The sequence below is a fragment of the Curtobacterium sp. PhB190 genome, from assembly GCF_004365385.1.
Taxonomy (GTDB): Bacteria; Actinomycetota; Actinomycetes; order Actinomycetales; family Microbacteriaceae; genus Curtobacterium.
The window spans coordinates 30,457-52,572 of the sequence record NZ_SODN01000003.1 but is presented as its reverse complement, the minus strand read 5'-3'; the positions used below and the strand labels follow the sequence as shown (position 1 = coordinate 52,572).

Annotated in this window: 23 protein-coding genes; 5 read left to right on the top strand and 18 right to left on the bottom strand. The window is 71.0% G+C overall.

The window, feature by feature from the left end:
• Window positions 1-1,473 carry an NCS2 family permease gene (locus EDF47_RS05540; protein ID WP_123293062.1) on the top strand — a complete coding sequence of 491 codons (1,473 nt, stop codon included), beginning with the start codon at window positions 1-3 and terminating at the stop codon, window positions 1,471-1,473.
• A 159-nt stretch (window positions 1,474-1,632) separates the two neighbouring features.
• Here EDF47_RS05540 and EDF47_RS05535 read toward each other — a convergent pair whose 3' ends face one another.
• Both EDF47_RS05535 and EDF47_RS05525 read right to left on the bottom strand, forming a co-directional pair.
• Complete coding sequence (locus tag EDF47_RS05535) at window positions 1,633-2,085, bottom strand: hypothetical protein (protein WP_133937390.1); 453 nt, start codon at window positions 2,083-2,085, stop codon at window positions 1,633-1,635.
• Window positions 2,086-2,473: 388 nt separating this feature from the next.
• Window positions 2,474-2,938: a prevent-host-death protein gene (locus tag EDF47_RS05525; RefSeq protein ID WP_131845912.1), complete on the bottom strand. Its 465-nt coding sequence runs from the start codon at window positions 2,936-2,938 to the stop codon at window positions 2,474-2,476.
• Between the two features lie 103 nt (window positions 2,939-3,041).
• On the opposite strand from EDF47_RS05525, the gene EDF47_RS05520 reads away from it, so the two are divergent.
• The gene (locus EDF47_RS05520; protein ID WP_133937394.1) at window positions 3,042-3,302 is read left to right on the top strand and encodes a hypothetical protein; all 261 of its coding nucleotides are present in this window, start codon (window positions 3,042-3,044) and stop codon (window positions 3,300-3,302) included.
• Between the two features lie 19 nt (window positions 3,303-3,321).
• On the opposite strand, the gene EDF47_RS05515 is transcribed toward EDF47_RS05520, so the two are convergent.
• Both EDF47_RS05515 and EDF47_RS05510 read right to left on the bottom strand, forming a co-directional pair.
• Window positions 3,322-4,596, bottom strand: coding sequence for an MFS transporter (locus tag EDF47_RS05515; RefSeq protein WP_133937396.1), 1,275 nt, complete (start codon window positions 4,594-4,596; stop codon window positions 3,322-3,324).
• Window positions 4,593-5,165 carry a helix-turn-helix domain-containing protein gene (locus tag EDF47_RS05510; RefSeq protein ID WP_123671389.1) on the bottom strand — a complete coding sequence of 191 codons (573 nt, stop codon included), beginning with the start codon at window positions 5,163-5,165 and terminating at the stop codon, window positions 4,593-4,595. Before EDF47_RS05510 ends, EDF47_RS05515 begins: the two co-directional genes overlap by 4 nt.
• Before the next feature lie 90 nt (window positions 5,166-5,255).
• On the opposite strand from EDF47_RS05510, the gene EDF47_RS05505 reads away from it, so the two are divergent.
• Both EDF47_RS05505 and EDF47_RS05500 read left to right on the top strand, forming a co-directional pair.
• On the top strand, window positions 5,256-5,771 hold the full coding sequence (locus EDF47_RS05505) for a DUF1697 domain-containing protein (protein WP_133937398.1): 516 nt from the start codon (window positions 5,256-5,258) through the stop codon (window positions 5,769-5,771).
• Window positions 5,768-6,154: a VOC family protein gene (locus EDF47_RS05500; protein WP_131920984.1), complete on the top strand. Its 387-nt coding sequence runs from the start codon at window positions 5,768-5,770 to the stop codon at window positions 6,152-6,154. The genes EDF47_RS05505 and EDF47_RS05500 overlap by 4 nt, the downstream gene beginning before the upstream one ends.
• A 40-nt stretch (window positions 6,155-6,194) precedes the next feature.
• Here the strand turns inward: EDF47_RS05500 and EDF47_RS05495 are convergent, their stop codons facing one another.
• The 6 genes from EDF47_RS05495 to hxlB all read right to left on the bottom strand — a co-directional run bounded on the left by EDF47_RS05495 (window position 6,195) and on the right by hxlB (window position 12,173).
• On the bottom strand, window positions 6,195-8,705 hold the full coding sequence (locus EDF47_RS05495; RefSeq protein ID WP_123293055.1) for a glycosyl hydrolase family 65 protein: 2,511 nt from the start codon (window positions 8,703-8,705) through the stop codon (window positions 6,195-6,197).
• Between the two features lie 76 nt (window positions 8,706-8,781).
• Window positions 8,782-9,549, bottom strand: a complete 768-nt coding sequence (locus EDF47_RS05490) for an HAD-IA family hydrolase (protein ID WP_111083533.1) — start codon at window positions 9,547-9,549, stop codon at window positions 8,782-8,784.
• 85 nt (window positions 9,550-9,634) lie between these two features.
• Window positions 9,635-10,375 (bottom strand): alpha/beta hydrolase, encoded by a 741-nt coding sequence (locus tag EDF47_RS05485; protein ID WP_123339425.1) that lies wholly within the window; start codon window positions 10,373-10,375, stop codon window positions 9,635-9,637.
• Entirely contained in the window at window positions 10,372-10,866 is a 495-nt protein-coding gene (locus EDF47_RS05480) for a GNAT family N-acetyltransferase (protein ID WP_133937400.1), read from the bottom strand. Before EDF47_RS05480 ends, EDF47_RS05485 begins: the two co-directional genes overlap by 4 nt.
• Window positions 10,867-10,971: 105 nt before the next feature.
• Window positions 10,972-11,598, bottom strand: a complete 627-nt coding sequence (gene hxlA, locus EDF47_RS05475) for a 3-hexulose-6-phosphate synthase (RefSeq protein ID WP_111083537.1) — start codon at window positions 11,596-11,598, stop codon at window positions 10,972-10,974.
• 11 nt (window positions 11,599-11,609) lie between these two features.
• Window positions 11,610-12,173, bottom strand: a complete 564-nt coding sequence (gene hxlB / locus EDF47_RS05470; RefSeq protein ID WP_131877732.1) for a 6-phospho-3-hexuloisomerase — start codon at window positions 12,171-12,173, stop codon at window positions 11,610-11,612.
• A gap of 111 nt (window positions 12,174-12,284) precedes the next feature.
• Here hxlB and EDF47_RS05465 point away from each other — a divergent pair, with 111 nt between their 5' ends.
• Window positions 12,285-13,130, top strand: a complete 846-nt coding sequence (locus EDF47_RS05465; protein WP_133937402.1) for a LuxR C-terminal-related transcriptional regulator — start codon at window positions 12,285-12,287, stop codon at window positions 13,128-13,130.
• On the opposite strand, the gene EDF47_RS05460 is transcribed toward EDF47_RS05465, so the two are convergent.
• The 8 genes from EDF47_RS05460 to EDF47_RS05430 all read right to left on the bottom strand — a co-directional run bounded on the left by EDF47_RS05460 (window position 13,114) and on the right by EDF47_RS05430 (window position 22,094).
• A complete protein-coding gene (locus EDF47_RS05460) occupies window positions 13,114-13,815 on the bottom strand; it encodes a response regulator transcription factor (RefSeq protein ID WP_131877734.1) in 702 nt (233 codons plus the stop codon). The two genes, EDF47_RS05465 and EDF47_RS05460, sit on opposite strands and share 17 nt — an antisense overlap.
• Window positions 13,812-16,304, bottom strand: coding sequence for an ATP-binding protein (locus EDF47_RS05455; protein ID WP_133937404.1), 2,493 nt, complete (start codon window positions 16,302-16,304; stop codon window positions 13,812-13,814). The genes EDF47_RS05460 and EDF47_RS05455 overlap by 4 nt, the downstream gene beginning before the upstream one ends.
• A 126-nt stretch (window positions 16,305-16,430) precedes the next feature.
• On the bottom strand, window positions 16,431-17,036 hold the full coding sequence (kdpC, locus tag EDF47_RS05450) for a potassium-transporting ATPase subunit KdpC (protein WP_132099160.1): 606 nt from the start codon (window positions 17,034-17,036) through the stop codon (window positions 16,431-16,433).
• A 2-nt stretch (window positions 17,037-17,038) separates the two neighbouring features.
• On the bottom strand, window positions 17,039-19,132 hold the full coding sequence (kdpB, locus tag EDF47_RS05445) for a potassium-transporting ATPase subunit KdpB (RefSeq protein ID WP_133937405.1): 2,094 nt from the start codon (window positions 19,130-19,132) through the stop codon (window positions 17,039-17,041).
• Window positions 19,129-20,820: a potassium-transporting ATPase subunit KdpA gene (kdpA, locus tag EDF47_RS05440; RefSeq protein ID WP_132099162.1), complete on the bottom strand. Its 1,692-nt coding sequence runs from the start codon at window positions 20,818-20,820 to the stop codon at window positions 19,129-19,131. The genes kdpB and kdpA overlap by 4 nt, the downstream gene beginning before the upstream one ends.
• An 8-nt stretch (window positions 20,821-20,828) precedes the next feature.
• Entirely contained in the window at window positions 20,829-20,918 is a 90-nt protein-coding gene (locus tag EDF47_RS05435) for a potassium-transporting ATPase subunit F (protein WP_017887940.1), read from the bottom strand.
• Entirely contained in the window at window positions 20,915-21,085 is a 171-nt protein-coding gene (locus EDF47_RS19735) for a hypothetical protein (RefSeq protein ID WP_166673189.1), read from the bottom strand. The genes EDF47_RS05435 and EDF47_RS19735 overlap by 4 nt, the downstream gene beginning before the upstream one ends.
• A gap of 61 nt (window positions 21,086-21,146) precedes the next feature.
• Window positions 21,147-22,094 (bottom strand): WYL domain-containing protein, encoded by a 948-nt coding sequence (locus EDF47_RS05430; RefSeq protein WP_133937407.1) that lies wholly within the window; start codon window positions 22,092-22,094, stop codon window positions 21,147-21,149.
• Window positions 22,095-22,116 lie beyond the last annotated feature (22 nt).

Here is a 22,116-nt window from a genome sequence, read left to right as displayed (position 1 = left end):
GTGAGCGCCACGAAGACCGACACCCCACCCCGGAACCGCTTCGCGACCGGCCTCGATCGATACTTCTCCATCACGAAGCGCGGATCCACGATCCCGCGCGAGGTGCGAGGCGGACTCGTCTCGTTCGTGACGATGGCGTACATCGTCATCCTCAACCCGCTGATCCTCGGTGGGTTCAGCGCCGACCAAGCCGCCAAGGACGTCTCCGGCGGCTGGCTCGAGAACGCGCAGGTCGCCGCCGCGACCGGCCTCGTCGCCGGCCTGATGACCATCGCCATGGGCGTCATCGCGAACCTGCCGTTCGGCATCGCCGCGGGCCTCGGGATCAACTCGTTCCTGGCCGTCAGCGTCGTGCAGCAGGTCACCTGGGCCGAGGCGATGGGACTCGTCGTCATCAACGGCGTGATCATCGTGGTCCTGGCGTTGACGGGGATCCGGACGATGATCTTCACCGCCGTCCCGGCGCAGCTGAAGGCAGCGATCACCGTCGGCATCGGCCTGTTCATCGCCTTCATCGGCCTCGTCGACTCGGGCTTCGTGCGCTCGTCCGGGCTCGCGTCGCCGCCCCTGCAGCTCGGTGAGGACGGCTCCGTCGGCGCTCTGCCGACCATCGTGTTCCTGATCGGCCTCGTCATCATCGGCACGCTCATGGCCCGCAAGGTCAAGGGCGCCCTGCTCATCGGGATCGTCGCCACGACGATCATCGCGATCATCCTGCAGGCGATCTTCCAGGTGCCGACCTCGGTCGACTCGAAGACCGGCTGGAACCTCAACGCCCCCGGCCTGCCGAGTGCGCTCTTCGCGTTCCCCGACCTGTCGCTCGTCGGCCACGCCGACCTGTTCGGTGCGTTCAGCCGCATCGGGCCGTTGGCGGCGTCGATGCTCGTCTTCACCCTCGTGTTCACGAACTTCTTCGACGCGATGGGCACCATGACCGGCCTGGCGAAGGCCGCCGGCGTCGCGAAGCCCGACGGCACGTTCCCCCGCCTGAAGTCGGCGCTCGTCGTCGAGGGCGTCGGCGCGATCGCCGGCGGCGGCGCCTCGGTGTCGTCGAACACCGTCTTCATCGACTCCGCCGCCGGCATCGGCGAGGGCGCACGCACCGGCATGGCGTCGGTCGTCACCGGCCTGCTGTTCCTGGCGTCGATGTTCCTCACCCCGCTCACGCAGGTCGTCCCGCTCGAGGTCGCCGCCGCCGGACTCGTCGTCGTCGGTGCCCTGATGGTGGCGCAGGTCGCGGACATCTCCTGGACGGACTTCGGGTCGGCCCTGCCCGCGTTCCTGACGATCGTCGTCATGCCGCTGACCTACTCGATCGCGAACGGCATCGGCGTGGGCTTCATCAGCTGGGTCCTCATCAAGCTGCTGTCCGGCCGGGGCCGCGAGGTGTCGTGGCTGCTCTACGTCGTCGCCGCGGGCTTCCTGCTGTACTTCGCACGAGGGCCGCTGGAGGCGCTGCTCGGCGTCGGCTGAGGCCGGGGGGGGGGCTGGCCGGGCCGGGCCGGGGCGGGTCTGCAAGAGCGACAGTTCCTGTGGGGCCGTCCGAGGGTGGTCCACGAAAGCGACAGTTGTCCGCGAAACATCCGCGGAGAACTGTCGCTTTCGCGTTCGGGCCGGCCGGGAGGCCCGTGCTCAGTCCGGCAGGTCGCCCGGCGTCGCCTCGTGGTGGCGTCGACCGCCGGACCGCCGGTCCTCCTTCATGCCCGCCTCGAACAGGTGGCGGCGCCCCTGCACGAGCTCGTCCCGCGCAGTGCGCTCCAGCTCCTTCGCCAGGGCGTAGTACCCGTCGTCGTAGTCCTCGACGACCTGGAACGTCCAGCGGCCGGCGATGACGTTGCGACCCACGAGCTCGGTGTCGATGCGGTCGGCGAGTTCGGTGTGGCCGGCCTCCCGGAGCTGCTCGACGGCTTCGCCGAGGTTCAGGTCGGCGGTGCCCGTCAGGCGGTGGAAGCCGTAGAGCAGGCCGCGGGCGTGCTCGATGACCTCGACCGCTGCCGACAGTGTGCCGAGTGCCTCGACCGTGGCGTCGGAGACCCGCGCGGGGACCTTGTGATGTTCGTCGGGGCCCTGATCGTCGTTCGTCATGCTCCCCGTCTACACGAGGGCATCCGAGGTCAGGCGCAGTCACTTCGTCTGGTTGGGATGGCGCGTGTGGACGTCTGTGATGCAGACGACTCGATCCGCCTCGTCCACCGTGAACCAGATCCGCGCTCCCCACTTCAGTTCGAGTTGCCGACGTGTCCATTCGCGACCCGAGTGCCGGACGACGCCGAGCGCACCGCGGAGCGCATGGCAGGCCAGGTCCTCGGACAAGGGATCGCTGGTCAACCGCTCCCAGGCTGACACGACTGCGTTCCGCTGTGTCGCCAGGACGTCTCGCCAGCCGTGTTCTGCCGAGCGCGTACCCAGGACGACCGTGAACTCCGTCGTCCGTACCGGACGGGGGACACCGGTGCCGCGACTGACCACGGCTTCACGGCGCGTCGAGGACGATCGGGTGCTCGAGGAGTTCGGGGTCGCCGGTGCTCCAGCCCGCCGCGATCGCCTCGGCACTGCTGCGCCACGCCTGCATCTCGACGAGCAAGGCCCGCGGCTGCCTGAGCGAGAACGATCCACGAGCCACGTCGACGATCTCGCGGGCAAATCGCTGCTGGTCGTCTCGACTCAGGAGCTTGATCCACGGGTAGGGGATGGCGAGTCGATCGTGGAGCGGCAGCCCCTCGTTGACGGTCACCGCAGCGATCAACTGCGCAGCGATCTCGAGGACCGCGTCGTCGTCGTCCGAGCGTTCCTTCGTGGTGAGCACGAGCGCTTTTCCATCGCGCCGCGTGACTTCGAGCGGCTCTTCTTCAGCTGCAGCGAACACTTCTCTCGAATGGCGGGAGAGGTCAGACGACTGGACGGCACGACGCGAGCGAGGAGGGGCGGTCAGGGTCATGGATCCAGCGTATTCAGAACGCGTTCTGAACACAACCCGCAGTTGCTCGCCGTCCGATTGCGACCTAGCATTCGAACACACGTTCGAACGAGGAGACCCGATGATGATCACGGAGACGGCCGCCACGGTGTGGTGGGCCGAGGGCGCACCGAGCCGGCTGGTCTGGGGCGGGCGCCGCTGGCGGGTGAGCGACACCCCGACCCGTCTGACCGTGACGCGGGCCGAGCTGCCGACCGCCATCACCCACGCACCCGAGCGCACGGTCGGCTGGCGTTTCCAGGCCACGGCCGACGACGGGGACACGCTGGTGGTCGACATCGTGCCCGAGGGCAGCGGCTGGGGCGTCGCGCGGACGTGGACGTGAGCGCCACCCCGGATGCGGACTACGTCGTCACGCGCTCGACCGGCGCCCGCTCCGGAGCCGGTCGTTCCATGAGACGCCAGGCGCCACCCGTCAGCGGCGCGAGCGTCACGACGGTGTAGAGCACGACGACCGCTCCGAACGTCGCCTGCGCACCGACACCCTCGGCCGCGAACCCGGCGAGCAGTCCGCCGAGCGGGATGCCCGCCCAGGACCCGGCTCCGAGCAGCCCGAACACCCGGGCCCGCATGTGCACCGGGATGCGCTCGAGCTCGACCGCACCGAGGATCGGGTTGAGTGCGCCGGCGGCGAGGCCCGACAGCGCCGAGGCAGCGAGCATCCACGGCAGCCCGAGGCCGAGCGCCGGCACCAGGAGCGAGGGCCCACCGGCGAGCACGAAGCACACGACGAACGTGATCCGACGGGGGACGCGGTGTGCGACGTACCCGAAGGCCACCGACCCGAGGAACGCCGCACCGCCGAAGGTCCCGGTCACGAAGCCCAGTGCCTGCGCCCCGCCGAGTGTGTCGGCGGCGTAGAGCGGGAGCAACGTCGTCGACCGGGCCGCGTCGAGCAGGTTCGTGATCAGCACGAGGGCGATCACGAGCCGGAAGAACGGGTCGCGGACGCAGAACCGGAAGCCCTCGGCGATGTCCCGCCAGTACCCGCTGGTCGGAGCCGCATCAGCGCTCGCACCCGCTGCGTCGTCGCCCGCTGCGTCGTCGCCCGCTGGCCGGACCAGTACCGCAGCGAGCAGCGCTGCGGTACTGAACGCCACCGCGGTGCAGACGAGGGCGGCCATCGGTCCGGCAGCCGCGACGAGCACCCCGCCGAGCGGCGCGCCGATGAGCACCGAGAGTCGCTGGGACGCCTCGAAGTGACCGACCGCGCGCTCCAGCGGGACGCCGGCCGATCGTGCGAGCCCCGGGAGCAGGACCCGGCGTGCGGACTCCCCGGGCAGGTCGAACAGGCCGCTCACGAACACGAGCGCCAGGAGTGCCCAGAACGGCAGACCCACCGTCCAGGCGAGGATCGGCATCGCCAGGAGGGTCGCACCGCTGACGAGGTCCGACGCCACACTCGAACGGACGAACCCGACCCGCTCGACGAGCGCCCCGCCGAACGGGCCGCCGAGGACGATCGGCACCGTCGCGGCGAAGGCGGCGATCCCGACGTCCGTCGCCGAGCCGCCCCGGGCCAGGACGGCGAAGGGCACGGCCACGGTCGTGACGACGTTGCCGGTCCGCGAGACGACCTGGACCGCGAGCAGCGCCCGCAACCGTGCCCGGGCGTTCACGGTCGCCCCATCCGGTAGCTCTGCGTGACGGCGATGACGCGCTCCGACCCGTCACCCGGCGTGTGCGCGTCACTCACGGCCGTCCATCGCTCGACGACGGCACGCAGTTCGGCGCCGAGGCCGGTGAGCTCCTCGGCGGTCAGTCGCAGCACCTCGTCGGAGCTGGTCGACGCCGCGACCCACTCACGGCCGAGCACCGGCGCCTGGTCGATGAACCGCCCGTACTCGGCCGCGTACGCATCGGCGACGGTGTGGTCGAGTGCCGTCGTGGCGAGCATCCGTTCCGGGTCGTCGAACGCATCGGCGAGGTCCCACGACGTGTGGTCCGCAGTCGCACGCCACCACCGCTCCCGCCGGTCCGAACCGAGCTCCGGCGCCGGCTCGATGAAGTCCGCGTCGGCCAGGCGCTTGCAGTGGTAGCTGATCGTGCCGGGTGCCTCGTCGATCTCGTCGCCGAGCATCGCCGCAGTCTGCGGTCCACCGGAACGCAGGAGCCCGACGATCCGCAGTCGGGTCGGGTGGGCGAGGGCACGCATGTGGGCGGCGTCGTCGAGTCTGCGCACGGTCATGCTCTGACGATAGATGCACAAGAACTCTTGCGCAATGCTTCTTGTGTAGTCGATCGGCTGAGACGGCCGCCACCGCGCTACGGTTCCGGCATGGCGAAGTGGATCGCGCTGCTGCGCGGAGTGAACGTCAACGGCATCACGATCAAGAACGCCGAGCTCGCGGAACTGCTCCGTGGACTCGGCTTCGACGACGTCCGCACGGTGCTCGCATCCGGCAACGTGGTGTTCGGGACGGACGCCGACGCGCCGACCCTGAAGGCCACGATCGAGCAGGCACTCCGTGACCGCTTCGGCTACGACGCGTGGATCGTGCTCGTCCGGCACGACGGCCTCGAAGGCATCGTCGAGGGGTTCCCGTTCGACCGGGCCGACGATCGGCACGACTACGTGGTGTTCGGCTCCGACGACGACGCCCTCGACGCGCTGCTCGCCGACCTCGTGCTCGACACCACGGTCGAGCAGGTCGCCCGGGGTGACGGGGTCGTGTACTGGTCGTGCCCGAAGGGGTCGAGCACGGACACCGCGTTCGCGAAGCGGGCCGGAGCAGCACGCTTCAAGCGCACGACCACGACGCGCAACACGAACACGCTCCGGAAGCTCCTGTGACCCGGGGAGCCCTGCACCACGTCGAGCTCCGCACCGCCCACCTCGACACGGCGAGCAGGGCGTGGGACTGGCTGCTCGGCGAGCTCGGGTACACGCCGTTCCAGGAGTGGCCAGCGGGCCGGAGCTGGCGACTCGGTGACGTCTACGTCGTGCTCGAGGCCGCACCGCTCGACGGCGCGCACGACCGCCGACGGCCCGGGCTGAGCCACCTCGCGTTCCACGCCGGCGACGCCGGACAGGTCGAGCAGCTGTGGACGGACGCACCGGCGCACGGCTGGACCCGCCTCTACGAGGACCGGCACCCGTACGCCGGCGGTCCAGACCACCGTGCTGCCTTCCTGGAGGACGCCGAACGCTTCAAGGTCGAGCTCGTCGCGAGCTGACCGGGTCGAGCGGGCCCCTGCCGACAGCCGGCGTGACGCCCTACGCGGTCGTCTCGTCCACGTCGAAGTCGCGCTGGAGCGAGATCGTCGGGATCGACGCCGTGATCACGGAGCCGTCAGCGCGGAGCGTGCCCTGGATGTCGCTCGTGGTCGGTGCGTGCCCGGACATACGCGGCCCCTGGTGCGGCAACGGCACGACGGTCGGCTCGCCGGCCTCGATGTCCCACTGCTGGTTGTGCACCCAGGCGGTGAAGCCCGAACCCGTCTCGACCGTGAAGGTCATGGCGTCCTGCCCGAGGTCGACCCGGACCCGCGACCCGCGCACGGTCAGACGGTAGGTCAACGAGTCCCAGTGCCGCGGCAGTCGCGGGTTGAACGTCATCCGGCCGCCGTGGTCGCGCATACCGCCGAACCCGTTGACGAGCGCACCCCAGATGCCACCGGTCGACGCGATGTGCACGCCGTCCGAGGTGTTGCCGTGCAGGTCGGCCAGGTCGACGTAGAGCGCCGTCTGGAAGTACTGGTCGGCGAGGTCGTGGTACCCGACCTCGGCCGCCATGATCGACTGCACGACCGCCGACAGCGTCGAGTCGCCCGTGGTGAGCGCGTCGTAGTAGTCGAAGTCGCGGCGCTTCTCGGCCGCGGTGAACTCGTGCCCCTGCAGGAACAGCGCGAGCACGACGTCTGCCTGCTTGAGCACCTGGAACCGGTAGATGACCAGCGGGTGGTAGTGGAGCAGCAGCGGACGCTTGGACTCGGGGGTGTTCTCGAGGTCCCAGAGTTCCTTGTCGAGGAACTGGGCGTCCTGCGGGTGGATGCCACGGTGCGGGTCGAAGGGGATCTCCATCGACTCGGCTGCGTGCTCCCACTCGACGAGCTCGTCGGGGCGCAGACCGGTGCGGCGCACCATCCGGTCGTACTCTTCGACGTCGTCGGCCGCGAGTTCGCGGCACGCGTTCACCGCGAACCACAGGTTCGCCCGCGCCATGACGTTCGTGTAGAGGTTGTCGTCGACGACGGTCGTGTACTCGTCGGGCCCGGTGACGCCGTCGATGTGGAACTTCTTGTCGCCGTTGGAGCGCCAGAAGCCGAGGTCGGCCCACAGCCGAGCGGTCTCGACGAGCACGTCGATCGCCCCGCGCTTCAGGAACTCGGTGTCACCGGACGCCCGCACGTACTGCATCAGGGCATGGGCGATGTCGGCGTCGATGTGGTACTGCGCGGTGCCGGCGGCGTAGTACGCGCTCGACTCCTCGCCGTTGATCGTGCGCCAGGGGAACAGGGCACCCCGCTGGTTCAGCTCGCGTGCCCGCGAGCGTGCGGCGTCGAGCATGTTGTAGCGGAACCGCAGCGCGTTCCGGGCGACGATCGGCGCCGTGTACGACAGGAACGGCAGGACGTAGATCTCCATGTCCCAGAAGTAGTGCCCGCCGTAGCCGGAGCCCGTGACGCCCTTGGCGGCGATGCCGTGCCCGTCGGTGCGGGCCGTGGCCTGCGCGAGCATGAACAGGTTCCACCGGACGGCCTGCTGGATCTCCGGCTGCCCGGCGATCTCGACGTCGCTGCGTGCCCAGTAGTCGTCGAGCCAGACGCGCTGCTTCTCGAACGTCTCGTCGATGTTCTCGGCGTGCGCCCGGTCGAGCGTGCGGTCGCAGCGGTCGGCGAGTTCGCGCACCGGGACACCGCGGGAGGTGTGGTACACCACGTGCTTGACGAGTCGGATCGGCTGCCCGGCACGCGCCTGGACGCGGTAGACGTGCTTCGCCAGGTCATCGTCGATCGACGACGACTCGTCCCAGCTGTTCTCGGTCTCGAGGTGGTGCTCCACACCGACGCAGATGGTCATGCCGGAGCTCGACGCCTGGTACCCGAGCAGTGAGCGGGCACCGGTGCTGCGCTTGAGCTTCGGTTCGAGCACCCGGTCGGTGAAGGCCTCGGCCTTGCGCGGGTCGAAGGCGTTCGCGGCCGCCCGCATCCCGGCGTGGTACTCGTCCTGCACGTCCTGGCGGTTCAGGATCTGGCTGGACAGCAGGATCGAGGCGTCCGCGTCGAGCACGGTGACCTCGTAGTCGATGACGGCGAGGTGCCGATCGGTGAACGACACCAGGCGGCGGGACCGGATCAGCACGCGCTTGCCGGAGGGCGTCGACCACTCGGTCTCGCGGAACAGGTAGCCGCCGCGGAACTCGAGGCGCCGCGTGTGGTGGAGGATGTCCGCCTCGGCCAGCACGAGGGGTTCGTCGTCGACGTAGAGCCGGATCACCTTGGCGTCGGGCGCGTTGATGATCGTCTGGCCGGTCTTGGCGAACCCGAAGGCGTCTTCGGCGTGCCGGATCGGCCAGGTCTCGTGGAACCCGTTGATGTACGTGCCGTACTGCACACCGCCGCGGCCCTCGTCGAGGTTGCCGCGCAGGCCGAGGTACCCGTTGCCGACGGCGAAGTTCGTCTCGGCGACGCCCTGCTGGTCGGGGGTGTACTCGGTCTCGACGAGTGCCCACTCGTCGATCGGGTACCGGACGCGGTCGAGCGGGTCCGAGGTGATGGGGTTCATGGTGCTCCGTGGGAAGGGAGGGTGGCGTGGGGACGTCGGTTCGACCGGGAGGCGCGGCTCGCCTCCGGCGCGCTGGCTACGTCGTGCTGGTGGTCGCGTGGGGAAGGTCCGCGACCAGGTCGGCGAGGTCCGTCACGACGACGTCGGCGCCGTGTTCACGCAGCGCGTCGGCGCCCGCTCCGCGGTCGACCCCGACGACGAGCCCGAAGGCCCCGTTCCGGCCGGCTTCGACACCACTGGTGGCGTCCTCGACCACGACGCACTCGGCGGCGGTCAGTCCGAAGCGCCCGGCGGCGTCCAGGTAGGTGTCGGGGGCGGGCTTGCCCGCCAGGCCGTCCTGGCGGGCGACGAGCCCGTCGACCACGACGGTGAACCGGTCGAGGATGCCGGCGGTCCGCAGCACCGAGACGGCGTTCGCGGAGCTCGAGACGACCGCGACGTGGAAGCCGGCGTCGATCGCGGCGGTGAGGAACCGGAGCGAGCCGGGGTACGGCTCGACGCCGTGTTCGTCCAGCTCGGCGGTGAACTCGGCGTTCTTCCGGTTGCCGAGACCGCACACGGTGTCGTCGTCCGGGCCGTCGTCCGGGGTGCCCTGCGGCAGGTCGATCCCCCGCGACTCGAGGAGCGACCGCACGCCGTCGTACCGCGGCTTGCCGTCGATGTACGCGAAGTAGTCGGCCTGTGTGTACGGCGCGACCCCGTGCGCTTCGAGGTACGGCGTGAAGAGCCGGCTCCAGGCGCGCATGTGCACGTCGGCGGTGGGGGTGAGGACACCGTCCAGGTCGAACAGGAGCGCTCGCGTGTCCGCGAGTCGCGCGGGTGTGCGCCGGGTCGGCGTCGTCATCTGCAGCCCTTCAGGGAACGGGGTTCGTGGACGTTGCTCTCGTCGAGTCTAGGACCGCTCCAGCACGCGTGTTCAGACCGCGCCGTCAGCGCAGGCCAGGGGCCGGCGGCAGGTCGCGCGCCCATTCCTCGATCGCCGAGGAGATCTGCTCGCGGGCGGCCTCGCGGCTGATGGTCGCCGTGCGGTCGCCCGGCTGGTCCCCGTAGGCGCCGAAGTCGGCGTGGTTCGAACCCTGGACCTCGGTCATCGTCGCGGTCGACGGCAACAGGTGCCGGGCCGCGTCGACCTTGTCGGGGGTCGAGAGCCCGTCACGCGAGCCCGAGACGCTCAGCACGTCGATGTACGAGCTGCTGATGTCGTTCGCGCAGTAGCTGCCGAGCAGCAGCAGGCCGTCCGCGTCCTGCGCGAGCTGGCAGGCACGGACCCCGCCCAGCGAGTGCCCGCCGACCGCCCAGGTCGCGACGTCCGGCGCGTGCGCCTCGAAGGTCGAGAGCGGCCGGGTGTCGAAGAACGCGAGGTTGAGCGTCGGCTTCGTGATGACGACCGTCGTGCCGTTCGCGACCACCTGCCGGAAGGTCGCCATGTACGCGTACGGATCGACCTTCGCACCCGGGATGAACACGATGCCCTTGCCGTCGGCCTGCCCCGTGGGCGTCATCACCACGGAGTCACCGGCATCCTGGACCGACACACGGTCGTCGCGCCAGACCTGCAGCGCAGCGCTCCGGGTGCCCTGCATGACGATGTGCGCCCAGACGAGGAACACCACCACGACCACCAGCAGCACGGCGACGATCCACGCGGTCCACCGCAGTACTCGGTTCATGCGACCACCGTACGACGCATCAGCACCTCGTTCCGACCGTCGGGCAGGGGATCGCCCGGTTCGTCGAGTGCGGTGAACCCGGCGCGTTCGTAGGTGTGCCGGGCGACGGTGTTGCCGGGCATCACGGAGAGTTCGAGCGCCCTGCCACCGGAGGCCGCTGCCCACTCCGCGATCGCCTCGATCAGGGCACGTGCGACGCCTCGGCCCCGGGCTGCGGGGTCGACCCACATCGAGATGAGTTGGGCTGGCGCACCGGCGGCGGCGCCCGGGACACCGCTCGCCATCCCGACGACGTCGCCCTCGGCGGCGACCGCCAGCAGGTCGAGCGCACCGGGGATCGACAGGCGTGTCCGCCAGCGGTGCTCGGGGGCGTCCGCCCAGTCCTGCAGCGTCGAGCCGAACGCGTGCGGGGAGTCGGCGAGCGCTCGCAGCCGGACGGGTCGCCAGACGCGCCAATCGTCCGCGGTCACCCGGCGCAGCTCGATCGTCACGCCTCGACGGTACCGGCGGAGGTCCCTCGGTGAGCAGAAATGGTCGGGTGCGTGATGCGCACTCGACCATTTCTGCTCACCATCGCGGCGCGGGCGCCGCGGGCGCTACGCCGTGATCGCGGCGCGGATCTCGGCGGCTGCTGCGCCGACGTCCGACGCGCTGTAGATCGCGCTGCCGGCGACGGCGATGCGGGCACCGGCCTCCTGCACCGAGGCCACCGACGATGCGTTCACGCCGCCGGCGATCGAGAACGGCACACCCGACTCCTTGCCGGCGTCGAGCAGCGTCGAGAAGGTGAAGCCCTCTTCGGCCTGCTCGTCGAGCCCGGCGTGCACCTCGACGAACTCGGCGCCGAGCGCGACGACCTCGCGGGCACGGGCGGCCTTGTCGGAGACGCCGATCAGGTCGACGACGATGCCCTTGCCGTGCTTCTTCGCGGCCTTGACGGCGCCGACGATGGTCGAGTCACCGGCGACACCGAGGACGGTGACCAGGTCGGCGCCCGCCGAGAACGCGATGTCGGCCTCGAGCTCGCCGGCGTCCATCGTCTTGAGGTCGGCGAAGACGATCTTGTCCGGGTGGGCTTCCTTGATCGCGGTGACGGCGGACAGGCCGGCGCTCTTGATCAGGGGCGTGCCGAGCTCGAGGACGTCGACGTGCGGCGCGGCCGCGGCGGCGAGTTCGAGGGCGGCTTCGGTGGTCAGGGTGTCCATGGCGAACTGGAGCTGCATGTGGATGCCTTTCATTCGAGGTTTGCGTGTCGGGGCCAGAGGTCGTCGGCGGACTGCCCGCCGCGGGACCAGAGCGTGTGGAACAGGGCGTCGCCGACCAGGGCGACGGCCTGCTCGAAGAGGCTGCCGGCGTACTGCGCCGAGGCCGTGCCGGAGCGGTCGGTCTTCGTCGCTGCCGGCAGCACGAGGGTGACGTCCGCGACCTCGGACAACGGGGAGTCGTCGGTGGTCGACAGGGCGACGACGGACGCGCCGACGTCGTGCGCGGTACGGGCGGCCTGCAGGATGCCGGTGGTCGTGCCGGAACCGCTCGCGACGAGGAGCACGTCCCCGGGCCGGATCGCGGGCGTGGTGACCTCGCCGACGACGTGGACGTCGCGACCGAGGTGCATGAGCCGCATCGCGGTCATGCGCAGTGCGAGTCCGGAACGGCCGGCACCGTGCACGAAGACACGGTGGGAGCGGTCGATCAGGTCGAGGGCGCGCTCGGCCGACGCGTCGTCGACGTTCGCGGCGAGGTCGGTGACCTCGCGCACGATCACGTCGAACGCTGCGGGGACGGTGGGTTCTGCCATGTCCACGAGCATGCCGTCGCGCGGCCCGCCGCACCGCTACCCGCGTCGGCAGGCATCCCACCCGATCGGGTGGCCCCGTCCGCACGGGTGGGACAGGTAGGTTCGGCTCCCATGGACGCCATCGCACCCGACCGGGAGGCCCGTGGCGAGCCCGCCAGTCGGCTCGCCGCCTCGGAGCACGCCCGGACCGTCGCCGAGCAGGCGGACCGTCAGGCGCTCACCCTCGAGTCCGTGCTCGCCGTGCTCCGGTCACCACGGGTGTCGGACGCCGCCGCGCGGGCCGAGGCCGTCGAGATCGCGTCGGCAGCACTCGTCGACCTGCGCACCGAGACCGACCACCAGCGCAGCACCCTGCTGGAGCCGGTCACCGGGGCGTTCTCGCGCCTCCGAGCCGACCTGCGCCCGCTCGTCCGGTTCGGCGACCTCGACGTGCAGTTCGTCGAGCCGCCGACCACCGGCCGCGCACTGCCGGGCGACGTCGCCCACGCGGCCCGCGCCATCGTCCGGACCGCCGTGCTCGCCCTGGTCGACGGTGGTGCGGCCAAGCGGGTCCGCATCCAGTGGGACTGCGACGGCCGGAACCTGCTCATGCAGCTCCGCGACGACGGCTCCGGCACCCTCGACGTGCACGACGACGCCATGCGGCCGATCGCAGAACGGGTCGTCACCCTCGACGGCCGCGTCCAGGTGTCGAGCACGCCGGACTGGGGCTCGGTCCTCGACATCTCGCTGCCCCTCGACCCGTCGCCGGCCGAGGTGGAGTCGGTCGCGGACGACGGCCTCACCCCGCGGGAGCGCGACGTGCTGCGGCTGCTCGCGACGGGCGTCGGCAATCGCGAGATCGCCGAGGGCCTGGGCATCAGCGTCAACACCGTGAAGTACCACGTGGCGAACCTGCTCCGGAAGCACGGGGCCCGCACCCGTGCCGAGCTCGCCGCCTTCAGTTCCCGGGCGTGACCCCGGAGGGGCTGAAGCGGTAGCCCATGCCGGACTCGGTCACCAGGTACCGCGGGGTCGCCGAGTCGGGCTCGAGCTTCCGCCGCAGCTGCGCCATGTACAGCCGCAGGTACCCGGAGTCGTTGCCGTGCGACGGCCCCCACACCTCGGTCAGGAGCATCTCGCGGGTCATCAGCCGGTCGGGGTTCGTGACGAGCACCTCGAGCAGGCGCCACTCCGTCGGGGTCAGCCGGATCGCGGGACCGCTGGCCGGGGTGACCTGCTTCGCGACGAGGTCCACGACGAGGTCGCCGATCCGGATCGTCGGCGCGCTGTCGACGCCGGCCGGGGCACGGCGTCGTCCGAGGGCTCGCAACCGCGCCAGCAGCTCGTCCATCTGGAACGGCTTCGTCACGTAGTCGTCCGCGCCGGCGTCGAGTGCGTCGACCTTGTCGGACGAGTCGGTCCGGCCGGACAGCACGAGCACCGGCACCTGCGACCACCCCCGGATGCCCTCGAGCACCCCGATGCCGTCGAGCCGGGGCATGCCCAGGTCGAGCAGCACCAGGTCGGGCCGTTCGGTGATGACGGCGTCGATCGCCGCGCGCCCGTCCTTCGCCGTCACGACCTCGTACCCGCGGGCGGCGAGCGTGACGGTGAGCGCTCGGACGAGTTGCGCGTCGTCGTCCGCGATCAGGACCTTCACCGGAGCTCCACTCCCACGTGCCCGGCGATCGGCAGCCGCACCACGACGGTGAGCCCACCACCCGGGGTGTCGTCGACCTCGATCGTGCCACCCATGCCCTCGGTGAAGCCCCGCGCGAGTGCGAGCCCGAGCCCGAGGCCCGTCTCGTTGTCGGTGTCGCCGAGCCGCTGGAACGGCTGGAAGACCTCGTCGACCCGGTCCGACGGGATACCCGGACCGTGGTCGGCGATCCGGAGCTCGACCCCGCCTCCGAAGGCGCTCGCCGCGACGCGCACGCGGGTGCCGTCGGGTGCGTAGCGGACGGCGTTCGCGAGCAGGTTCACGACGACCCGCTGCAGCAGGACGAGGTCGGCGAGCACCGGCGGCAGGTCCGCCGGCAGGTCGAGGTCGACGTCGTCGGGCCCGAGCTCGAGCTCGTCGAGCGCCGGTGCGACCACGGTGTCGAGGGCCAGCGGCCCCGACGCGACCGCGAGCACACCCGCCTGCACACGACTGACGTCCAGCAGGTCTGCCAACAGCACCGCCAGCTGACCGAGGCTCTCGTCGGCGGTCGCGAGCAGTGCCTCCCGGTCGGCCCTGGACAGGTCGACGTCCAGCGCACGCAACGACTGGACGGCGGCCGAGGCGGCCGCGATCGGCCGACGCACGTCGTGGCCGACGGCCGCGAGGATCGCGCTGCGGACGCGGTCCGCCGCCGCGATCCGCTCCGCGTCCAGCGCGGTGCGCGTCAACGAGCGGTGTTCGACCGCGGCGTCGAGCTGCTGCTCGACGACGCGCAGCAACCGGCGCTGGGTCGGGTCGTCCGGAGCGCCCGCGAACTCGAGCACGGCACCGGACGGGAGGCTCGTGGACGCGTCCGGCGATTCGCCGAACGTCCCCGACGTGGCCGGCTCCTCGTTCCCCTGCCGGATCCGGACGCCGGCGAATCCGAAGGCCTCGCGGGTGCGGTCGAGCAGGGCCTGCAGGGCGTCGTCGCCGCGGAGGACGCTGCCGGCGATCCCCATCAGCAGACCCGACTCCGCCGCGGCGCGACGGGCAGCACGCGAACGTCTGGCGGACCGGTCGACCACGAAGCTGACGAGTACGGCACTGATGACGTACATGACGAGAGCGAAGAGGTGCCACGGCTGCTGCACCGTGACCATGTGCAGGGGTTGCACGAAGAAGAAGTCGAGGCTCAGTCCGGACAGCACCGCCGTGAACACCGCCGGCCACATCCCGCCGACGAGCGCCACGACGAGCACCAGCAACTGGTACGCCAGGACGTCCACGGTGATGGCGTCGGGGTCGCTGCCGATCGACAGGACCCAGGTGAGCAGGGGCCCGACGAGGACCGAGAGCACGAACGCGGCGAGGACCCGTCCGCGCGACAGACTGCCGCCGAGCTTCGGCAGGGCGAAGCCACCACCGGCGCGCTCGTGCGTGACGACGTGCACGTCGATGTCGCCCGACTCCCGGATCACCGTGTTGCCGATGCCCGGGCCGGTCAGGGCCGCGGCGAGCCGACTGCGACGGCTGACGCCGATGACGATCTGGGTCGCGTCGATCGACCGCGCGAACCGCACGAGGGTCGACGGCACGTCGTCGCCGACCACCTGGTGGTACGTCCCGCCGAGCTGTTCGAGCAGGGTGCGTTGGGCACCGAGCGCCCCCGGGTGGCGCTCGCGCAGGCCGTCGTTCGTCGTCACGTGCACGGCCGCGAGTTCACCCCCGGCACTGCGGGCAGCGATGCGGGCACCGCGGCGCAGGAGGGTCTCGCCCTCGGGGCCGCCGGTCAGGGCGACCAGCACGCGCTCCCGGGTCTCCCACCGGTGCTCGATGCCGTGCTCGGCGCGGTAGGCCTTGAGCGCGTCGTCGACCTCGTCCGCCAGCCAGAGCAGCGCGATCTCGCGCAACGCCGTCAGGTTCCCGAGCCGGAAGTAGTTCGACAGGGCCGCATCGATCCGGGCAGCCGGGTACACGAGCCCGTCGGAGAGCCGCTCGCGCAAGGCGGCCGGTGCCAGGTCGACGACCTCGATCTGGTCGGCCGCGCGCACCACGGCGTCGGGGACGGTCTCCCGCTGCACGGTGCCCGTGATCTCGCGGACCACGTCGCCGAGGGACTGCATGTGCTGGACGTTGACCGTCGAGATGACGTCGATGCCGGCGGCTCGCAGCGCCTCGACGTCCTGCCAGCGCTTCTCGTTCGCACTGCCGGGAGCGTTCGTGTGCGCGAGTTCGTCGACGAGGGCGACCTCGGGCGCTCGCCGGAGCACCGCGGCGAAGTCCAGGTCGTCGAGCTCCACGCCGCGGTGGTCCACGGTGCGGCGCGGCACGACCTCCAGACCGTCGACGAGCGCGGCGGTGGCGGCCCGTTCGTGCGTCTCGACCACGGCGACGACGACGTCCCGGCCCTCGTCGAGCAGCCGGCGGCCCTCCTCGAGCATGGTGAACGTCTTGCCGACGCCCGGTGCGGCACCGAGCAGGACCCGTAGCTTGCCGCGCTTCACGTGCTCATCCTCTCGCGTCGAGTTCCGCAGCGGGCGCGAAGCCGGGCGCAGGGCGGGATCGCGCCCCCAAGTGGTCATCGCGCCCCGGTGAGTCGGGGCGCGATGACCACCGCGGGGCGCGATCGATCACGAGGATGCCTTCGCCAGCGCGAGGTTCAGGGCCAGCACGTTCACGACGGGCTCGCCGAGGAACCCGAGCTGGCGCGACTCGGTGTGCTGCACCACCAGTGCACGCACGCGGTCCTCGGACAGCCCCCGCGCCGCAGCCACACGCGCCACCTGCTGCGCCGCGTACGCCGGGCTGATGTCCGGGTCGAGACCCGAGCCCGAGGCCGTTACGGCGTCGGCCGGCACCTCGGACACGGACACACCGTCGGCCTTCGCGACCGCCTGCTGCCGCTCCTTGACGGCCTTGAGCAGGTCCGGGTTGTTCGGCCCGAGGTTCGAGCCGGACGAGGCCCCGGCGTCGTAGCCGTCCTCGCCAGCTGCGGAGGGCCGCGACTGGAACCAGCGATCAGCCTGCTTGCCGGAGAACGACTGCCCGATGAGGGAGGACCCGACGACGGCGCCGGACGAATCGGTGATCTCCGAGCCGTTGGCCTGCTCGTGGAACACCCCCTGGCCGACGCCCCAGACGGCGAGCGGGTAGCCGACGCCGAGCACGACGGTGGCGAGCAGGGTGAGGCGGATGGCCACACCAGCGGAACGGACGGTGGAACGTGCAGATGCCATGACTAGAACCCCGGGATGAGACCGACCACGAGGTCGATCAGTTTGATGCCGATGAAGGGGACGATCACGCCGCCGAGCCCGTAGACGAGCAGGTTGCGGCCGAGGATCGACGACGCTGCGGCGGCGCGGTACTTGACGCCGCGCAGTGACAGCGGGATGAGCGCCACGATGACGAGCGCGTTGAAGACGACGGCGGACAGGATCGCGGACGACGGGCTGTGCAGCCCCATGATGTTGAGCGCCGCGAGCCCGGGGAACGCCGCCTGGAACATCGCCGGGATGATCGCGAAGTACTTCGCGACGTCGTTCGCGATGGAGAAGGTGGTCAGGGCACCACGGGTGATGAGCAGCTGCTTGCCGATCCGGACGACGTCGATGAGCTTGGTCGGGTCGGAGTCGAGGTCGACCATGTTGCCCGCCTCCTTCGCCGCCGTCGTGCCGGTGTTCATCGCGACGCCGACGTCGGCCTGCGCCAGGGCCGGGGCGTCGTTGGTGCCGTCGCCGGTCATCGCGACGAGGTTGCCGCCCTCCTGCTCGCGCTTGATGTACGCGAGCTTGTCCTCCGGGGTGGCCTCGGCCAGGAAGTCGTCGACGCCGGCCTCGTGCGCGATCGCGGCCGCGGTTCGGGGGTTGTCACCGGTGATCATCACCGTGCGGATGCCCATCGACCGGAGCTCGGCGAACCGTGACGCCATGCCGTCCTTGACGACGTCCTTCAGGTGCACGACGCCGAGCAGGGCGACCGCGCCGTCCGAGGAGCGGCGGCCGACGACCAGTGGGGTGCCGCCCTGGTCGGAGATCTCCGCGACGGTGGAGTCGATCGCGGCAACCAAACCGGCGTCGGGGGTGTCTGCCCAGGCCAGTACGGCCGCAGCGGCACCCTTTCGGATCTGCGACCCGTCCGGCAGGTCCAGACCGGACATGCGCGTCTGCGCCGTGAACGGCACCTCGACGGCACCGTCCGGCAGTGCCGGCGTCACCCCGGCGTCGGCAGCGAGCGACACGATCGAGCGGCCTTCGGGCGTCGAGTCTGCCGCGCTCGACAGGGCTGCTGCCGCCATCAGCGAAGCCTCGCTCACGCCCGGCACCGGCACCACGCGGGACGCCCGACGGTTGCCGTACGTGATCGTGCCGGTCTTGTCGAGCAGCAGGGTGGTGATGTCGCCGGCGGCCTCGACCGCGCGGCCCGACATCGCGAGCACGTTGTGCTGCACGAGCCGGTCCATGCCGGCGATGCCGATCGCGGAGAGCAGGGCGCCGATGGTGGTCGGGATGAGGCAGACGAGCAGGGCGATCAGGACGGGGACGCTGACCGTGGCACCGACGAGTCCCGCGATGGGCTGCATCGTCAGGCAGACGATCACGAAGACGATCGACAGCGAGGCGAGCAGGATGTTCAGCGCGATCTCGTTGGGCGTCTTCTGCCGGGCTGCACCCTCGACGAGGCGGATCATCCGGTCGATGAAGGTCTCACCAGGGGTCGAGGTGATGCGCACGATGATCCGGTCGGACAGCACCCGGGTGCCGCCGGTGACGGCACTGCGGTCGCCGCCGGACTCGCGGATGACCGGTGCGGACTCCCCCGTGACGGCCGACTCGTCGACGGACGCGATGCCGTCGATGACGTCACCGTCACCGGGGATCACCTCGCCGGCGACGACGACCACCACGTCACCCTTGGCCAGGTCGACCGACGCGACCTCCTCGGTCTCGTTGCCGATCGCCGCTGCGTCGGCCGGGTCGTAGCCGAGCACCCGTCGGGCGCTCGTGGTCGAGCGGGTCTTCCGCAGCGTGTCGGCCTGCGCTTTCCCACGGCCCTCGGCGACCGACTCCGCCAGGTTCGCGAAGACGACGGTGAGCCAGAGCCACACCGCGATGGCGATGGTGAACGCGGACGGCTCGACGACGGCGGCCGCCGTCGTCAGGGCTGCGCCGACCTCGACGATGAACATGACGGGGTTCCGCCACATCAGTCGCGGATCGAGTTTCCGCAGGGCTCCCGGGAGGCCCGCCACCAGTTGACGGGGTCCGAATGCGGACGAGCGGGTGGCCGGCTCCACTGCGGTGCGCGGTTCCGGCTCGGTGGTCACGGTCATGACAGTCCTTCTGCGAGCGGGCCCAGTGCGAGCACCGGGAAGTAGGTGAGTGCGGTGACGATGACGGCGACGCCGCCGAGCAGCCCGATGAACAGCGGGCGGTGGGTGGGCAGCGTGCCGGCGGTCTCGGGTACGCGGTCCTGGGCGGCGAGGGACCCGGCGAGCGCCAGGACGAACACCATCGGCACGAAGCGCCCGAGCAGCATCACGACGCCGAGCGCGGAGTTCATCCACGTGGTGTTCGCGGTGAGCCCGCCGAAGGCCGAGCCGTTGTTGTTCGCACCCGAGGTGAAGGCGTAGAGCAGCTCGGAGAGCCCGTGGTTGCCGGGGTTGAAGATCGACGTGCCGAGTACCTGTTCGCGGACGCCGGGGATGACCAGGGACAGTCCGGTGGCGAGGAGCACGAGGGTCGGCGTCACCAGGATGTACAGCGCCGCGAAGGTCATCTCCTTGGCGCGGATCTTCTTGCCGAGGTACTCCGGGGTCCGGCCGACGAGCAGCCCGCCGATGAACACCGTGATGACGGCGAGCACGAGCATGCCGTACAGACCGGAACCGACACCGCCGGGGGTGACCTCGCCGAGCATCATGTTGAGCATCGCCATCATCCCGCCGATCGGCGTGAAGCTGTCGAACATGCCGTTCACCGCACCGGTCGAGGTCGCGGTCGACGTCGTGCCGAACAGGGTGGTGCCGAGGATCCCGAACCGGGTCTCCTTGCCCTCCATCGCGGCACCGGCTGCGTGTGTGGCGAGCCCCCCACCGCTGAGCTCGGCGATCGACATCACCGACAGGGACACGAGGAAGATCGCGCCCATCACGGCGAGGATCGCGTAGCCCTGGCGGTCGTCGCCGACCATCCGGCCGAAGGTGCGCGGCAGCGAGAACGGGATGACGAGCATCAGGAAGACCTCGACCAGGTTCGTCCACGCCTGCGGGTTCTCGAACGGGTGCGCCGAGTTGGCGTTGAAGTAGCCACCGCCGTTCGTGCCGAGTTCCTTGATCGCCTCCTGCGACGCCACGAACCCGTCCGGCAGGTGCTGCGTGCCACCGACCAGCGTGGTGACGTCGGTGCCGCTCCCCCACGACTGGATGACGCCGCCGGCGACGAGCACGATCGCGAAGACGAACGCCCCGGGCAGCAGCAGTCGGCCGACACCGCGGACGACGTCCACCCACACGTTGCCGAGCGTGCCGGACTTGCGGCGGGCGAACCCGCGCACCAGTGCCACGGCGACGGCGAGGCCGACGGCTGCGGACAGGAAGTTCTGCACCGCGAGGCCGGCCATCTGCACGCTGTACCCGACGGTGACCTCGGGCGAGTAGGACTGCCAGTTCGTGTTCGCGACGAACGACGCCGCGGTGTTGAACGCGAGCGACGGGCCGACGGCAGGGAGCCCGAGGTCGCCGGGCAGCACGACCTGGATGCGCTGCAGCAGGTAGACGAGCAGGAGGCCGACGACGCTGAAGAGCAGCACGCCGCGCAGGTACACGGCCCACGACTGCTCGGCGTCCGGGTCGACCCCGATCAGCCGGTAGACCCCCCGCTCGACCCGGTTGTGCCGAACGGGTGTGAAGACCCGGGCCATCCAGTCGCCGAGCGGCCGGTAGGCGACGACGAGCAGCAGGACGAGCGTGGCGACCTGGACGATCCCCGCCCAGACGTCCGCGGCGCCCGACGCGCCCACGGCGCCCACTAGAACCGCTCCGGACGCACGAGCGCCCAGACGAGGTACACGACAGCGGCGATGCCGAGGACGGCGGCCGCGATGGTGATGCCGATCACAGCCGTTCCACCCCCTTGGCGATCAGTGCCACCACGCCGAACACGGCGAGGACACCGGCGACGACGAACACGTCGAACACGAGGGACTCCAGAAGGTCTGCGGTGTCCGCGTCGGGCGACGCGGACGGCACCACGTGTGGTGCATGGACCGATGCTGGATCCTGCACCGGGCCTCCTGGCCGCTCCTAACGGTTTCCTCACGCCGCGCTGGCGGACGCATGCGCCCCGCTAACGCGCGCTCGCCGCCCGGAGCCGCGTGGCCAGCGCACCGACGGCGTCGCGGAGGTCCTCGGGACCCTCGACGACGAAGTCGACCGCGAACCCCGCGAACGCTCCGGCGAGCCCCGGCCAGGACCACGAGCCGAGCGTCACCCGAATCCGCGCGTCGGACAAGGGTTCGACGACGGCATCCTCGGGCAGGTAGGGCGTGATCGTCCGTGCGTCGGCAGCCGTCACGGTGACCGAACCGGTGCACGGCCACACGTCGGCCTGCGCCGATCCCTTGAACCGCGCCGACACGAAGGCCACCGCGTCGCCGCCGGGTACGGGCCGTGGGGGGAACGGCACCCGCGTGCGCATCCGCGGGGTGATCCGGTCGATGCGATGGGTGCGCCAGTCGTCGCGGTCAAGGTCCCAGTCGAGCAGGTACCAGCGGCCGTTCCGCGCGATCACGGCGTGCGCTTCCACCCGGTGCGGGGTCTCGTCCTCGCCGTAGCCGAAGCGGAACACCTCGCGCAGGTGGACGGCCTCGCTCACCGCCACCAGCACGTCCGGGTCGGTCGGGGTGCGGCTCGTCGCGGTCACGGCCTGCACGGCATCGATGCGCGACCGGAGCCGCGCGGGCATGACCTGCCGGACCGTCGCGAGCGCTCGGGCAGCCGACTCGGCGATGTCCGCGCCCGAGGCGGGGGCGACGCTCAGGGCGAGCGCGATCGCCACGGCCTGGTCGTCGTCGAACAGCAGCGGCGGAAGGTCCGAGCCCGCTGCGAGCCGGTAGCCCCCGGCCGGCCCGCGGAGCGCCTCCACCCGGTACCCGAGCTCGCGGAGCCGGTCGACGTCACGGCGGACCGTGCGGGGGCTGACCTCGAGGCGTCCGGCGAGCTCGTCGCCTGGCCAGTCGCGGTGCACCTGCAACAGCGACAGCAGCGCGAGCATGCGCGAGGAGGGTCCGGCCATGTCGATCATTGTCGTCGGAGAA